Here is a 16,236-nt window from a genome sequence, read left to right as displayed (position 1 = left end):
GGGGCCGGGGGGGGGGGGTGCGCCGGGCCCGCAGGCCCGGGCCGCGGCCCCCCCCCCCCCCCGGGCGCCCGGGGGGGGGGGGGGGGGCGCGGGGGGGGGCCCCCCCCCCCCGGCGCCCCTCGACTCTTCCGCTACTGGCCGAAGCCGTAGGCGAACAGGTGGGCGGTGCCGGTGGATCCGGTCACCGGCAGCGTCACCGACGCCACCTGCTTGGCCGCGTCCAGCGGCACCTTCGTGGCGAAGACGTAGGTCTTCACGCCGTCCCGGCCGCCGCTCCCGGTGTTCCGGTAGCCGGTGGTGACGGCCGTCGTGTCACTCGGCAGCGGCTTGGCCGACCCTCCGTTGAGCGTCCAGTCGGAGAAGCCGACCGTGGCGTGCGCGGTGCTGCCGTCGGTGTAGGTGACGGTCAGCGTGCCCGTGGTCCCGCTGCCGTCGGTCGGCGCGTTGGCCGCCGCGCCGAGCAGTCCGAGCGAGGCGCCCGAGGTGCCGGCCGGCATCGGAATGGTCTGGCCCGCCATCTCCAGGTTGTCGTTCTGCCCGGACTTCACCGTGGGCCAGGTGTAGGAGACACCGTCGACGGTGAGCCCGGAACCGCTGGTGACCCCGGCCGCCGACAGCGCGTTCTGCGAGTAGGCCCAGCCGCCGCCGTCGAAGCCGCCCGAGTAGCTGCTGCCGTCGGGGTAGACGCCCTCGTTCGTGTCGTACGGCCACAGCGCGCCGGCCTTGGCGACCGCGACCCGCAGGACCGCGCCGGGCAGGGCCGTGCCGGTGGCGTGGTCGGTCAGGGCGAAGGAGACCGGGAAGGTGCCCTCGTCCTGGCCGGCCGTGACGTGGATCTTCGCCTCGGCGCTGCCCGAGGCGGGCACGGTCAGCGAGCCGGACGCGGTGTCCAGGGTGACGCCGGCGGGTGCCGTCGCCGTCCAGTCGACCGTGGCCGTCCTACCGCCCAGGTTGGTCAGGTCCAGGGTGGCGTCGTCGCTCGCGCCCGGCTGGAGGACCAGCCCGTTGGCGGGGCCGGTGGCCGCCAGCACCCGGTCGCCGCCGGTGGTGTCCGACGGCGGCACCGCCGACGGTCCGGACGCCCAGCCGGTGTCCGGCTGCGTGCCGAGCGTGAAGTCGAGCGTGCCGGCACCCTTGAACTGCTGGTAGGTGAGCCAGGAGGCGTTCCACGCCTTGCCCTTGACGTTCAGCGACTGCACGTAGGGCGCGTCGGTCGCGGCCTGCGGGGCGTTGATCCGCACCGTCTTGCCGTTGCCGAGGGTCACCTGGGCCACCGGGAACACCGGGCTGCCGAGCACCAGGGTGTCCGCGCCCGGGGTCTCCGGGTACATGCCCAGCTCGGACCAGACGTACCAGGAACTCATGGCGCCGAGGTCGTCGTTGCCGAACGAGCCTACGGGGGCGTTGAAGTACAGGCCCTGCTGGGCCGCGCGGACGGCCGCCTGGGTCTTCCACGGCTCACCGGTGTAGTTGTACTCCCAGGGGATCTCCACGCTGGGCTCGTTGCTCAGGTCGGCGTCGGTGCCGCCGGGCCGCGTGATGTCGTCGAGGAGGCTGTCCAGGTAGGACGAGTAGGCCTTGGTGCCGCCGCGGGCCTGGATGAGCTGCTTCAGGTTGAAGGGGACCATCGGGGTGTACTGGGCCGAGGTGCCCTCCACGAAGCCGTTGGAGGTGCCGGGGGTGAACCCGGTCGCGAACTGGCCGTCCTTGTTCTTGGCCTGGAGGTAGCCGGACTGCGGGTTGAAGACGTTCATCCAGTCCTGGGCGCGGGCGGCGAACTTCTCGTAGACGGACGTCTTGCCGAGCGACTTGGCGAACGCGGCGAGGGCGTAGTCGGCGGAGTCGTACTCCAACTGCGTGGAGACCGGGCCGTAGAAGTTGCAGCAGCCGTAGCTCTGGTCGAGCGGCAGGTAGCCCATGGCGTCGCGCACCGACTCGCCGGGGCGGTCGTTGTTCGGGACGGTCGCCTCGTGCTGGAGGGCCGCGAGGGCCTTGTCGGTGTCGAAGCCGGTGGCGCCGAAGGCGTACGCGTCGGCGATGATGCCGGCGGCCGGGTCACCGACCATCACGTAGCTCTCGCCGTTGTTCGAGGCCCACTTGGGCAGCAGACCGGTCTGGTCGTAGCCGTTGAGCATCGAGGTGACGACGTCGCTCGCGACCTTGGGCTCCACCAGTGCCATCAGCTGGGTCTGGGAGCGGTAGGTGTCCCAGCCCGAGTAGTTGGCGTACTGGGCCTGCTGTCCCTTGGCCAGCTTGTGGACCTGGTTGTCCATGCCCATGTACTGGCCGTTGGTGTCGGAGAAGACGTTCGGGTGCAGCAGCGCGTGGTAGAGCGCGGTGTAGAACTGCGTCTGCTGGTCGGTGGTTCCGCCGCCGACCTGGAGCTTCTTCAGGACCGTGTTCCAGGCGTCGTGGTTGGCCTTCTCGACGGCGCCGACGTTCCAGCCGCCGATCTCCGCGCCGAGGTTGGCCGAGGCGTTCGCGTCGCTCGTGTACGAGATGCCGACCTTCGCCGTCACCTTGGGGTTCGCGGAGGTGTCGAAGGTGAGGTACATGCCGTTCGCGCCGGTCGTGGGCGGCTGGGCGGCCGCCGCCTGCGAGGCGCCGTGCGTGTGGACCGTCGGGGACGGCTTCGCCGGGACGGTGAAGTGCTTCTCCTTCAGCGGCGCGGGCGTCGCCTTCTTCGGGACCGGCGCCACCTTGCCGGCCTTCAGCGACGTCGCGTCGGGCGTGATGGTGCTGCCGACCCAGGTGCCGCTCGCGGTGAACGGCCGGTCGAACTTGATGTCGAAGTGCAGCGTGTACCGGTTGGCGGCGCCGCAGAAGTGGCCGCTGTCGATCGCGCCGCTGATCTCCTTGCTGTTCACCACCTGGACGCGGGTCCCGTCCACCTGGGTGGCGCCGCCGCTGAGCTTGAACAGCAGGTTCGCCTGCCGGTCCGCGGGGAAGGTGAAGGTGCCGATCCCGGCGCGGGTGGTGTCGGTCAGCTCGGTGGCGACCCCGTTCGCGTCGGTGACCTTGTAGGAGCCGACGGCGGCCTGTTCCCTGTCGTGGCCGAATCCCACGGACGTGCTGCCGAGGTCGCCGGTCAGGGCGCCGGTCACCGGCAGGACGGGCAGGTCGCCGGCGACGGGGCAGCCGGGTCCTGAGATGTGGGTGAGGCTGAAGCCGGAGATCTTGCTGTCGGCGTACTCGTAGCCGCCGCCGTCGGGGCGGTGGGGGGTGGTGTCGGGGCCCCACTGCACCATGCCGGCCGGCATGTCGGGGCCGGGGAAGGTGTCCACCGCACCGGAGGTGCCGATGAGCGGGTTGACGAGGGACGCGGGGTCCTTCACCAGGGGCGGGGTCGCGTTGCCCGCGGCCTGGGCGGTGCCGGCCGCCTGGAGCGGCAGGGCCGCCAGGCCCAGGACGCACACGGCGACCAGGTGTCGGCGGATTCGTGCTCGGTCGGCTGGTGCAGGTTGACGTCGGGGTCTCACCATCGGTTGCCTCCGCAGCGGTTCGTGCTTCGCACATCAGGTGTCGGCGCGCCGAAAAACACCGGACTGCCGGCGACAGGCAACGGATCGGGTCGCTCCCACGGCCTGACAACGTTGCCATGCACGAGTGTCGAGTGAAACGCCTGTGCTTGCGGCGTGTCAACGAGGCCAACAAGACTTTCTGAGTGCGAAGTTCACGTCCGGCCCCGGTGCGCGCTCCGGCGGCCGCGCCACCGCGGACGCATCCGCGCGGGTCCGCGCCGTCACTCCCCGGTTCCGCCCGGGATGCGGGCGGAACCGGAGAGCGCGGCCGAACTCGTCGATTCCTTGCGAGAGTTACGACCGCTCGGCAAACGTCTTCGGCCGGCCGCTCACTGCTCGTCGCGCAGCTGGGCCGCCAGGGAGGTGAGCGCCTCGGTCTCCTCGGTCCGGCCCAGGGCGGTGAGACGGGAGACCGCCGCGTCGAGGCGGGCGAGGGCGGGAACGGGGCGTTCCAGGTAGAGGCCCTCCACGACCGACGCGAGGCGGACGCATTCGGCCCACTCGCCTTCGCGGCCGTCGTCGGGCCCGGATCCGCCGAGGAGGACGACGGCCTTCTCCAGCGCGGACAGGGCCGTCCCGTACTCGCCCGCGTAGGCGTTGACCCGCCCGTGCTCGTAGGCGAGGGCGCTGTCCAGGGAGCGGTCGCGGGCCTCGTACCCGGCTTCCCTGGCCTCGTCGGCGACCCGGCCCGCGTCGGCGAGGAGGCCGAGGGCGTCGGACAGCCCCTCGGCTCCCTGCCGCTGGGTCCGCAGCCGGGCGATCTCGCGCAGGCAGCTGCTGACCTGCTCGTAGCGCGGGGACCGGGCGTGGGCGGCGAGGGCCTGGTCGGCGGCCTCGCGGGCCCGGTCGAACTCACCTGACTCGGCGAGGAGCACGGCGGTCTCGGCCGCGATCATGGCATGGCTCGCGGGGTCGTCGTCCCAGCCGGCCGACTCGGCCGCGAGGGCGGCGAACTCCGCGGTGGCCGCCTTGAGGTCCTCCCCCGCGTGCAGCGCGCGGGCCCGGTACAGGCGCAGTTGGGCGACGAGCCGGTCGTCGACCTCGCCGGCGGTGACGTCCGGTTCGGCCAGCACCGAGTCGAGGAGCGCGATGCAGTCCTCGACGCGGCCGAGTTCGAGGCTGATCTGGGCCGCGGTGCCGTAGGTGCAGAACGCGTCCGTCCGGCTGCCGTGGCGCAGTTCCCGCTCGGCCGAGCGGGTCAGGTGCCGCAGCGCCTCGTCGTGGCGGCCCAGGCGCATGCAGGTCTGCGCCAGGTCGGTGTGCAGGCGGGCCGTGTCGACGGCCTCCGACGGCCACCCGGCGGCCAGCCGCAGGCCCTCCGCCAGGTCCGTGTACGCGGCCTGCGTGTCGTCCTGGCCGAGCCGGAGCCGGCCGCGCAGACCGAGGGTGCGGGGCAGGTGCCAGGCGGGACCGTGCGACCTGAGCCGGTCCAGGAGGTCGTCGGTCTCCGTGAGCGCGGCGGGCAGGTCGCCGGCGAGGGCGTACGTGGTGGCGCGCAGCAGACGGGCGCCGGAGATCTGTCCGGCGATGTCGTGCCGGGCGGCGAAGTCGAGCAGCAGGTCCACCTCGGCGTGGACCGCCGCGGCGTGCTCGTCGTCCCCGGTCGCCTGGAGCCGCAGGCCGAGCGCGCTCGCCCGCAGCCGCAGCACCCGGGCCTCCTGGTACGGGGCGAGGCCGGACGCCTCCTCCTGGAGCCGGACCAGGGCCTGGTGGGCGGCGGTCAGCGCGGCGGCCTTGGCGTCGGGCCCGTCGTCGTCGCCGGTCGGGATGTCGGAGGTGGGGAGCACGGCGCAGGCACGGGCGAGCGCCGCGTCCCCCGCGGCTCCGGCCTCGTCGTACAGGCGCGCGGCCTCCTGCCACAGCGCGGACGCCTGGTCGAAGTCGTCCTTGTCGCCCGCGCGGGTCGCGTCGTCGGCCAGCAGGTCCGCGCGCAGGCGGGCGAGCGGCCCCACGGCGGGGTCGACGGGGTGGACGTAGCCGGGGTCGGCGACCAGGGTGCGCAGCCGGGCCCGGCAGACCGTCGCGTCCGGATGTCCCTGCTCCTCCAACTCTCTTGATGTGAGGATGAGTTCGGGCAGGGACTCGGGGACGGTGGTGGTGGCGGGGCGGGCGGCGGGCGGGGCGGCCGGGGCCACTTCGTCGAGGCCGCGGGTGCGCAGGGTCAGCTCCAGTGCGTCCAGGAGCGGGGCGCGGTCCAGGCGGGCGGTGCGCCGGTCGGCGTGGGCCGTGGTTCCGTTGCGGGCGTCGAAGCGGGCGGCGAGGCCGTCGGCCCGCTGTCCCACCTCGGCGCGCAGGGCGGCGACCGTCCAGGTGCGGCCCGGGTACCCGGCGGCGGGCAGGTCACCGTGGCCGAGGGCCTCGACGCGCCGCAGCAGGACCTCGACGCCGGTGAGGAAGGCGAGCTGGTCCAGCGGCGAGTCGACGTCGTCGAACAGGTTCCGGTTCTCCGCGAGGAGTTCCAGGCCGCGGGCCTCGTTGCCGGTCAGCGCGCAGAACTCCAGGTGCCGCCCGACCTCGCCGGACATCGACGGATTGCGGCGGCAGGCGCGGTAGCCGGTGAGGTGCAGTTCGCGGGCCTCCTCGGTGCGGCCGGCGCGCAGCAGCGGGAGCAGGGCGTGGGAGACGGAGCGGGCGGGCTCCTCCTGGCAGGACTCCTTGCCGGTCAGGACCGGCTCCCAGGCGCGCAGCGCCCGTTCGTCGTCGTCCGCCGCGAGATGGTGCAGGGCGCGCTCGCAGATCTCGCACGCCTCGCAGTCGCTGAGCCGGGTGCGGGCCCGCCCGGCCCACAGCTCGAAGGCCAGGTCGGTGTCCTCGCCGACGTGTGCGGCGAGCCGGTGGGCCTGCCCGTAGTAGGGCTGGAGTTCCAGTCCGGCCTTCTCGTAGCGGTCGCGCATCTCGGTGAGCCACTGGCGCAGGCTGGCCAGCGGTATCTCCGGGAGCGCCAGCAGGGCGTTGGCCACCCACTTGAACCGCCAGAAGAGGGTGTGGCGCATCCGCTCGTCGAAGACGTCGGGCTGCTCGTCGAAGAGGGTGAGCAGGCGGGCGAAGACCACGGGCGACTTGCGGGGCTCGGAGCCGTAGGTGTACGCCTCCTGGAGTTCCAGCAGGGCGTGGACGAGCGGCCGCGGCTCCGCGAACTGCTCGGCCAGCTCGGTCAGTTCCTCGGCCGTGACGGTCCGGGCACGGCCGTAGGGGCGCCGGTCGTTCTCCTGGAGCGCCCGGTACAGCTCGTCCGTGTTCTGGGGAGGGGGTGCGGTGGGCATCGTCAGCTGTCCTTGCGGAGGGCGTGGGCGAGGAGGTCGAGGAAGGAGCGGTTGATGAGGCTCGACTCGGCGGGCCTGAGCGGACGCCGGGACAGCATCGCGGCCTGTCCGTAGAGGGCTTCGGCGCTGGTGCGGGCCAGTTCGGGTTCGTCGATGGTGACCGCGGTGCGGACCAGCGGGTTGAGCTGGTTGAGGATCAGCTGCGCGCGCGGTGCCTCCTGGCGCAGGTGGCCGAGGATGTCGCCCCACACGCCGCCCTGCTGTTCGCGGGCCAGTTGGGAGCGGGTGCGTTCGTGCCGGGCCTCGCGGCTGTCGAGCAGGAGGGCGGGGGCCGAGGCGGGCTGGAAGGTGCGCAGCGCCACGTCGCAGTCGAAGACGGCGAGGGCGTCGCGGGCCTGGGTGAGGTAGGCCGCGGCGGCGAGTTCCGTCTCCCGGTCGACGGGGTCGAGGTGGGCGGTGAGGGTGGCCGGGTCGAGGTCGGCGACGCTGATCTCCGGCCTGATCTCGGGCAGCCGGTGGACCAGTTCGCGGTCGTAGGTGTAGCCGCCGTTGACGACGCCGAGGCCGGCGGCCGAGGCGATCGCCGCGACCTGCCGGAACTCCTCGACGCTGGCGGTGACGAGCACGGTGCGGTGGGTGCGGGCGAACTCGTCGAGGGTGGCGTGTCCCGCGGTGGTCTCGAACGGCAGCCAGGGCAGCAGCATCCGCAGGATCTCGTCGTCGTGCACGGCCAGCGATTTCACGGCCAGGTGGTGGGCCTGGAGGAAGCGGCCGAGGAGGTCCGGGTCGCTGGCGGCGGTGCGGGCGATCCAGGCGCGCAGCCGTTCGGCGAGGGCGTCGCGGACCGCGGCGAGGGTGTCGTCCTCGTAGAGGGACTCGCGGGACGCGGTCGGGCGCAGGCTCTCGGCGTCGAGGACGCAGCGGACGAAGAACGCCCACTCGGGCAGGATCTCGGCGGCCTGTTCGGACAGCAGCATGCCCTTGACGTGCACCCGATGACCGTGCCGGCGTCCGGCGGGCACCGCCTCGGGCAGGACGCACGCGATGCCCTTCAGGCCCACGGCCGGCAGGTCCAGCTCGATGGTGTCCAGCGGCGTGAACCCGAAGGTCTCCTCGCCGTGGGCGGCCAGCGCGCGGGCGCGGGCGCCCGGCGTCGGGTAGCTGCGCGCCCAGGGCGCGGGCTCGGGATTGACGGGCGTGCCGGGGCCGCCGGTGCCGCCGTCGAAGGTCACCGGGTGGCGCAGCAGGGCGCCGAAGTGCTGTGCCAGGGCCTGCACCCGGGCCGGGGCGGTCCACTCGCCGGCGTCGGCGCGGGGCGTCAGGGTGACGGTGGTGCCGGGCCGGGTGCGGGCGGAGGCGGGCAGGGCGCGGACGGTGTAGCTGCCGTCGCCGCGTCCGCGCCACTCGACGGCGGGCGCGTCAGGGGTGCGTGCGGACCGGCTCAGGACGTGGATCTCGTCCGCGACCAGGAAGCAGGAGAGCAGTCCGATGCCGAACTGGCCGATGAAGTCGGCGCGTTGCTCGGCGATCTTCTCGGCGCGCTTGCTGCTGCGGCCGATCGTGGCGAGGAAGGTGTGGACGTCGGCCTCGGTGAGGCCGACGCCGTCGTCCTCCACCCTGACCACCGAGCCGTCGGCGTACAGCCGGATGCCGAACGCGCCGTCACCGGCGTCCGGTTCGAGGGCGTGCCGCGCGGTCAGTGCGTCGACCGCGTTCTGCAGGAGTTCCCGCAGGTAGACGCGGGGGCTGGAGTAGAGGTGGTGGGAGAGGAGGTCGACGAGGCCGCGCAGGTCCACCTGGAAGGTGCGGTCGGCGCCGTCGGCCGGATGCGAGGGGGTCTGGGACAGGGTCATCGGGCAGTCCGGGGTGAGAGGGGCGGCGGGCGGGGTGGCGGGGTCAGGCGTTGCGCCGGGCGCGGGCGTACATCTCCTCGGGCCGCGCCATGTACTCCCAGGGCCACGGGGTGTACGCGCCCCGCAGCTCGCGGAAGACCAGCGGCGTCGCGGTGCTCACGGACGCCAGGGACAGGGCCATGGCGAAGATGTTGAAGTCGTGCTGCCACCCGGGCCGCCGCACGTACGCGGGATGGAGGATGCTGTGCACGGCGGCCTCCACCAGCTCGTCCTGGATCTCGGGCTGCCTGAGGCAGTCCTTGCGGTCGGACTCGACCCAGTCCTCGATGTGCGCCATGGCGAGCACGCAGCCGAGGCGGTGGCCCTCGGGTGCGCCGGTGAACGCCTCCCGGGCGAACGCCAGCGCCTCACCCGGCTCGCCGCCCCAGCGGGGCTGCAGCTGCGACACCCACGCGAGGTGGGTCTCCGCATCGAGCGGGTCGCGGCGCAGGGCGGCGGCGAGCCGTACCTCGTTGACCGCGGCGCCCCGGGAGATACCGCGGCCCGAGGTGAGCAGACGGCGCCAGGGCGTGATCCAGTCGGGCCGCAGTTCGGCGGCCTCCAGCAGTTGCTCCTCGGCGATGTCCAGCCGCTCCCGGAAGACCCGCCACTGGTCCCGCGTGACGTCCACGGCACGCGCGGCGGTGCGCGCCTCCCAGCCCCAGTTGACGTGGCGCGCCCCGGAGATCAGCAGCGCCGTAGCCCGGTGCTCCTTGTCCTCCTCGACGGCCCGGCCGATCCAGTCCTGCACGCCGTCGAGGTCGGCCAGCTCGCCGAGGACGGCGTGGTCCCTGCCGAGGTCGAAGGGGGCCAGGGCGGTCCTGACCGCCGCCCAGTCACCGGCCTCGGCCGCCTGCACCAGCGCGAGCACCCGCACGTCCCCGAGCGCGCGCAGCGTGTACACGCCGTTCCTGGTCCTGCGCGGCGCGGGCAGCGCGTGCGGATCCGCCGCCGGTCTCTCCCCGCCCCTGCCGAACAGCTTGCCGAACATGCCGCGCCCTCCCCAGGATCCGCGTGATCATCGGGGTGCAGCATAAGCGGCGTCACCGACATCGCTTCCACAGGGTTTCCGCCCGGTGGCGCACGGCGACCGGAGGAGTCAGCGGCGGTGCACGCTGACGGCGTAGCCGCCGCCGTCGTAGGGGTCGGCGTCCCAGGTGGCGAAGCGGTCGACGAGGGTGAGGCCGGCCGCGGCGCAGCAGTCGTCGTACTCCGGCAGGGTGATGCCGGGCGGCACGGGCAGGTGGGCCTCGTCCAGGCCGAACCCGGCGACCAGCAGGCCGCCGGGGCGCAGGGCCGCGGCCAGGCGTCCGGCCACGGCGGCCTCGGTGCCGGGCGCGAGCAGCGGGAAGATGTTCCCGGCGGCGACCACGAGGTCGAAGCCGGCCGGGACGCCGAGCGCGCCGGGCTCGAACTCGGTCAGGTCGGCCTGGAACCAGGGCAGTTCGGGCGCCTGCTGCCGGGCCACGGCCAGCATCGACGCGTCGAGGTCCACTCCCGTGCAGTCGTATCCGAGTGCGGCGAGCCGGATCATGACCCGTCCGGTGCCGCACCCGGCGTCCAGCACCCGGGCTCCCTCGGGCACCAGGGCCGCGCACAGCCGCGCCTCTCCGTGCATGTCCTTCCCGCTGCGGGCCAGGGCGGCGAACCGTTCGGCGTAGTCCTGCCCGGACGTGCCCCCGGTCAATTCGTGCCAGCGACTCATGCCCGGAACTATAGGCCGCGGCGGCGGGGCGTCAGGCGCCGTAGACCTGGAACTCCGCGACCTGTGCGGCCGGCCATCCGGTGTTGGCGGTGAAGGTGAGCCGTACGTAGCGGGTGGTGGCCGCGGGGAGGGTGAGGGTCGCGGTGTTGCCGGTCGCCGGGTCGAAGGTGCGGCTGGTGGAGGCGAGCAGCTGGGTGAAGGTGCCGCCGTCGGTGCTGCCCTGCACGGAGAGCGTCTGGGTCCGGGCGGCCCAGGCGGTCGCCGGAGGCAGGCGCAGGACGATCCTTCCGACCGTGGCGGCGGCGCCGAGGTCGACCTGGAGCCACTGCGGGAAGGCGTTGTTGGCCGACTCCCAGTAGGTGGAGGTGTCGCCGTCGGTGGCGTTGCCCGAGGCGTAGACCTGGGTGTGGCTGCTCTCCGCGGTGGGCCGGTGCAGGGCGAGGTCGGTGCTGGTGGACGGGGCGTCGGTGGTGGCGGTGACCTGGTTGGAGGGCTGCGACACGTTTCCGGCCGCGTCGAGGGCGACGACGTCGAAGGTGTAGGCGGTGGACGCGGCCAGTCCGGTGACGGTGAACGAGGTGGCGCCGGTGGTGCCGACCTGGGTGCCGGTCGTGCCGGACACCCGCAGGACGCGGTAGCCGGTGACGCCCACGTTGTCGGTCGCGGCGTTCCAGGACAGGGCGACGGAGCCGCTGGTGTGCCCGGTGACGGTCAGGCCGCCCGGCGCGGCCGGCGGGGTGGTGTCGCCGCCGGACAGGACCGGCTGGGTGGGGCGGGTCGCGGTCAGGGCGATCCGGCCCTTGAGCATGCGGCCGCCGTCGCCGGTCAGGCGCAGGTAGTAGTCGGAGGAGCAGGCGGTGCCGTCCTCGTCGAGGGCGAGGAACCCGGAGTCGGTGGGCACCCAGGCCTGGGTCTCGGCGGTCTTGGCGATCTGGTTGCCCTCGTTGTACTCGTCGAACATCGAGATGTAGATGCCCTGCGCTCCGGCGCGCACCACGTTGTAGAACTGCCGCCACATGAAGTCGCCGTGCGCCCGCTGCCGGGCGGAGACGTCGCCGGGCAGCACGCAGGGCTGGTAGTCGACGCCGTTGGCGTTGCAGTCGGCCTGGTCGCCGAGGGTGTAGGTGGTGTACGCGTTGTCGGCCTCGGAGACGGTCCCGATGGCGCCGACCATCCATGGCGAGAGCATGTGGAAGGCGTGGTAGACGCCGAGGAAGCCGGCCCGTGAGCCGCCGGTGCCGGTGCGCCATTCGCGCGGGACGCCGCCGATGACGTAACAGCCCTGGCTCTTGAACCAGTTGATGACATCGAGGCAGGCGTCGGCGGTGAAGGGGTGGTTGGGGTCGTTGAAGCCGAAGCCCCAGACGCACACGACCGGCCGGCCGTTCTGCCGCGCGTAGGCCGCGCTCGCGGTGTGCGCGGACATCTTGTTCGTCCAGTCCGTCTTGATCTCGGACTGCATGTTCGTCCAGTTGGAGACGTCGTACATGATGTAGAACTTCCGCCCGTACGCCTCGGCGGCGCTGCGTACCTTGGCCGCCATGGCGTCGCGGGTGGGGCCCTCGCCGCCGGTGGGGTTGAAGCGCTGCAGGGCGGCGGTGTCGATGTCGTTCTGCTGCATCCACAGGAAGTGGGTGTTCACCGTCTGCTGGTCGTACGAGGAGAACAGCCTCGCGGGCTGGCCGTTGCCGAGGGCCGCGTACGAGGTCTGATAGGTGCTGGTGTAGTCCCGGGTGTCGGGCCAGCACTTGATGTTGGTGTTGGTCCGGGACGGCGAGCGTCCCCAGTCCTGGCTCCAGTGCCACCAGCCGTTGATGGGCGCGCCGTCGCCGGCGCAGGCGAACCAGCCCTGGTAGCCGACGGTGACCTTGCCGACCACGTCGCCCGGCGCACTGGCCGCGGACGCGGCGGGGGCGAGCACCGTTCCGGTTGCTCCCACGGCTCCCACGGCGGTGGACGCGACCGCGGCCCTCAAGAACACTCTGCGTGTGACACCCATCTGGACTCCTCTGGTCGGCGTGGCCTTCGGTGGTCGGTGCCGCCGGACGCGGGTGCGTCCGGCGGCACCGTCAGGTCTGGATCGTCAGGTGTTCCAGACCTGGACCTCGGAGAGCTGGCCCGCGGGCCAGCCGTTGTTCGCCGTGATGTTCACTCGCACGTAGCGCTGGGTGGTCGCCGTGAAGGTGATGGTGACCGTGTTGTTGGTGGCGGGATCGAAGGTGTAGGCGGCCGACGACTTGATGGTGGAGAAGGAGGAGCCGTCGGTGCTGCCCGACAGGGACAGCGTCTGGTTGCGGGCGCCCCAGCCGGCCGGGAGCTGGAGGACGACGCGGCTCACGCTCTGCGCGGACCCGAGGTCGGCCTGGACCCACTGGGGGAAGGCGTTGTTGGCGCTCTCCCAGTAGGTGCCCTGGTTGCCGTCCGTCACGTTCGACGACGGGTAGACGTCGGTGTGACTGGACTCCGTGGTGGCCGCGCCGGCCGCCAGGTTCCGGCTGGTCGTGCCGGCGCCGGTGCCGGTCAGCGCGACGGTGGTCGTGCCGTTCGACGCGTTGCTGGCGATGCTGAGATCACCGGTGCGGGTGCCGGAGGCGGTGGGCCGGAAGGTGACGTTCACGGTGCAGGAGGCGTTCGCCGCGATCGACGTCCCGCAGGTGTTGGTCTGCGAGAAGTCGCCCGTGACGGTGATACCGGAGACGGTCGCGGCCGCTGTTCCGGTGTTGGTGACCGTGACCGTCTGCGCGCTGCTGGAGGTGTTGAGCGCCTGGGTGGCGTACGTCAGCGACGCCGGGCTGGCCGACAGGGTCGCCGGTGAGGATCCGCCGCCGCTGGGGAACACTTCGAGGTCGGACAGTTGGGCCGCGTTCCAGCCCGTGTTGGCGGTGATGTTCACGCGGACGTAGCGCGCGGTGGCGGCGCCGAACGTGATGGTCGCCGTGTTGTTGTTGGCGTTCGGGTCGAAGGTGTATCCGGCCGACGCCTTGATGGTGGAGAAGCTGGAGCCGTCCGTGGAGCCCTGCACCGACAGGGTCTGGGTGCGGGACGACCACGCGGTGGCCGGCGGGAGCTTGAGGACGACCTTGCCGACGCTGTAGTTCTGGCCGAGGTCGACCTGGGCCCACTGCGGGAACGAACCGTTCGTGCCCTCCCAGTACGTGGAGGCGTCCGGGTCGGTCAGGTTCGAGGCGACGTAGGGGCTGCTGCTGGAACTGGCCGTCGCGGGGCGTCCGGCCGCGATGTTCGTGGTGCTGTCGATGCCGCTGCCGGTCAGGGAGACGACGGTCGGGCTGTTGTTGGCGTTGCTGGTGACGGTCAGGCTGCCGTTGCGGGTGCCGCCGGTGGTGGGCTTGAACCCGACGTTCACCGTGCAGGAGGCGCCGACCGCGAGCGTGGCGCAGTTGTTGGTCTGGCTGAAGTCGCCGGAGGCCGAGACGCCCGAGACGGTCGCCGACGTGGTGCCCGAGTTCGTGACCTTCACGGTCTGGGCGGTGGCGGACGAGCCGACGACCGTGCCCTCGAAGGAGAGGCTGGCGGGGTCGGTGTTCAGGACCGGGCCGGGCGCGGTGCCGGTGCCGGAGAGGCTGACGGTGCTGGTGGTCCCGCCCGCGTTGACGGTCAGGGTTCCGGTGCGGCTGCCGGTCGCCGTCGGCGCGAACTTCACGCTGACGGTGCACGAGCCGTTGGCGGCGATCGAGGATCCGCAGGTGTTGGTCTGGGAGTAGTCGCCGGAGGCGGTGATCGAGGAGACGGCCGCGGCGCTGTTGGTCGGGTTGGAGACGGTCACGGTCTGGGCGGCGCTCGTCGAACCGGTCGCGACCGAGCCGAAGTTCAGCGCGCCGGGGGTGGCCGTGACGCCCTCGGACGGGTACGGCGGGTAGTTCGGGGCCGGCCAGCCGCCGCAGTACGGGGTGCCGCCGATGCCGGAGTTGCCGCCGCCGTCGGTGACGACGAAGTTGCCGCCGTTGCAGCTGTACACCGGGGAGGAGTAACCGACGCCGGTCGCGGTGACGTTGGTGAACTTGGCCGCGCCGCCGGTCTGTTCCTGGAGGGCGAAGGTCCCGGTGCCGGCGATGGTCACGTTGTTGAGGTTGACCCCGCTGATGGTGCCCTCGACCCACTGGACGGCCTCGTACGGGCTCTGCTGGATCAGCGCGTTGGTCACGTTGATCGGCCCGTTGATGGCGCCCTGGCTGCCGTCGAACCAGAGGGCGCCCACGCCGAACTGCCAGTTCGGGTCGAGGCTGCCGTCCCGGATCAGGGTGTTGTCGGAGATGGTGGTGGTGCCGACGGGCGTCGACGTGAAGCGCTGCCCCACGTGGATGCCGCCGCCCTGGGCGATGCCGGAGTCCACCACGCGGTTCCCGCTGACGGTGTTGTCGTGGCCGCCGTAGATCGCGATGCCGTTGGCGAGGATCTGCAGGGAGACGGTGTTGTTGGAGATGGTGTCGTTGGCGTCGGCTCCGATGGCGGAGTCCGCCCAGGTGGCGATGCCGTCGTCGCCGGTGTTGCGGATGTCGCTGTTGGTCACCTTGGAGTTGGTGACGCCGCCGTGGAAGTTGATGCCGTCCGCGGTGGTGTCACGGATGCGCATGCCGGTGAACGTCAGCCCGTCCATCGGCCCGTCCATCCAGGCGCCGACCTTCATGTGGTCGATCCACAGGTTGGAGACGGTCGAATTGCTCATCGCGCCGCCGATGCCGTTGACCTGGGCGCTGTCGTCGCGCTCCTGCACGTTCCCGAAGATCGCGAAGTTCTGCAGGCGCACGCCGGTGCTGCCCGAGGGCGCGGAGTTGCCGTAGAAGCCGGGCGCGGTGCCGGTGACGGTCGAGTACCACATGCCGGCGCCGGCGATCGTGACGTTGTTGACGCTGATGTGGCCGGGGATGTTGTAGGTGCCCGGCGGGATCCAGACGGTGCCGCCGGGTCCTGCCGCGCTGATCGCGGCGTTGAACGCGCTGGTCGCGTCGTTCGCACCGGTGGAGTCGGCGCCCTTGCTGGTCACCGACACCGCTCCGGAGGGCGCGGTCAGGGCCGCCCCGACCTGCTCGAAGTCGGCGAAGTCGATCGTGTACGAGGAGGCGGTGTCACCGGAGTCGACCTGCAGCTTGAAGGTCGTGCCGGCGGGATAGGTGGTGGAGAACAGCCGGTGCGCCTCGTCGAAGAAGTGGTGCGGGTTGCTGCCCGGGGTGTTGGTGAAGGGGTAGCTGCCGTAGTACCAGCTGTAGGCATTGGTCAGAGTGAAGTCGGGCTGCTTGACACCGTTGATGTAGAGGGAGAGCGCGGCGGTGTACACCGAGCCGCCCGAGGTGTCGGGGATGCTGTAGCGGAAGTTGATCGAGTTGGTCGCCACCGGGGTGGTGAAGGTGACGTACTGGCCGGTGCCCTTGAGCGTCGTCGCCTTGCGGTACGACGCCTCGTCGGCGAGTTGGCCCTGGGTGTAACTCGGCCCGATGTTGGTGCCGTTGGTGGCGGAGTTCTCCGCCTGCACCTCCACGTAGGGCAGGCTCGCGCCGCTGCCGCCGGTGGCGGTGGACGCCGCCCACGCGGGCTGGAGGGCCAGGGCGACGACACCGACGGCGGCCACCATCGCGGTGCTGACCGCCCAGACGAGGGCTCGTCTCAGATTTCGTAGGGAATGGAACACTTACCACTCCTTTCATCACGGGATGCCCGAACAGTTCCGCCGGTACCGCCGGAGGCGGGAGGGGAGACGGAGGGTGGTGATGACGCACGGGGGACCGTAATATCCGTGACATGGCCGCGCAATAACTAGACAGAACATTGCAACATTAAAAACTTGACCTGCAAGATCTAATGCGCCTCCGGGTGCGGGTACGGGTGCCGCCGGGCGGGGC

Annotated in this window: 7 protein-coding genes; all 7 read right to left on the bottom strand. The window is 72.1% G+C overall.

The features are described 5' to 3' along the window. Positions 1 to 131: 131 nt before the first annotated feature. The gene (locus ACIQOE_RS41025; RefSeq protein WP_401417166.1) at positions 132 to 3,416 is read right to left on the bottom strand and encodes a GH92 family glycosyl hydrolase; all 3,285 of its coding nucleotides are present in this window, start codon (positions 3,414 to 3,416) and stop codon (positions 132 to 134) included. Between the two features lie 434 nt (positions 3,417 to 3,850). Beyond that, the gene (locus ACIQOE_RS41020; protein WP_401417165.1) at positions 3,851 to 6,784 is read right to left on the bottom strand and encodes a hypothetical protein; all 2,934 of its coding nucleotides are present in this window, start codon (positions 6,782 to 6,784) and stop codon (positions 3,851 to 3,853) included. Between the two features lie 2 nt (positions 6,785 to 6,786). After that, a complete protein-coding gene (locus tag ACIQOE_RS41015) occupies positions 6,787 to 8,637 on the bottom strand; it encodes an HSP90 family protein (protein WP_399013206.1) in 1,851 nt (616 codons plus the stop codon). Between the two features lie 43 nt (positions 8,638 to 8,680). Continuing rightward, a complete protein-coding gene (locus ACIQOE_RS41010; RefSeq protein WP_351315019.1) occupies positions 8,681 to 9,667 on the bottom strand; it encodes a hypothetical protein in 987 nt (328 codons plus the stop codon). Positions 9,668 to 9,775: 108 nt separating this feature from the next. Next, positions 9,776 to 10,381, bottom strand: coding sequence for a class I SAM-dependent methyltransferase (locus tag ACIQOE_RS41005; RefSeq protein WP_365557681.1), 606 nt, complete (start codon positions 10,379 to 10,381; stop codon positions 9,776 to 9,778). Positions 10,382 to 10,412: 31 nt separating this feature from the next. Continuing rightward, positions 10,413 to 12,380: a discoidin domain-containing protein gene (locus ACIQOE_RS41000; protein WP_401417164.1), complete on the bottom strand. Its 1,968-nt coding sequence runs from the start codon at positions 12,378 to 12,380 to the stop codon at positions 10,413 to 10,415. 84 nt (positions 12,381 to 12,464) lie between these two features. Continuing rightward, positions 12,465 to 16,025 (bottom strand): choice-of-anchor D domain-containing protein, encoded by a 3,561-nt coding sequence (locus ACIQOE_RS40995; protein WP_351315028.1) that lies wholly within the window; start codon positions 16,023 to 16,025, stop codon positions 12,465 to 12,467. Positions 16,026 to 16,236: the final 211 nt, after the last annotated feature.

Source organism: Streptomyces sp. NPDC091282, from assembly GCF_044757385.1.
Classification (GTDB): domain Bacteria; phylum Actinomycetota; class Actinomycetes; order Streptomycetales; family Streptomycetaceae; genus Streptomyces; species Streptomyces gramineus.
The sequence above is the reverse complement of the archived record's forward strand: the minus strand, read 5'-3'. Positions and strand labels throughout refer to the sequence as shown.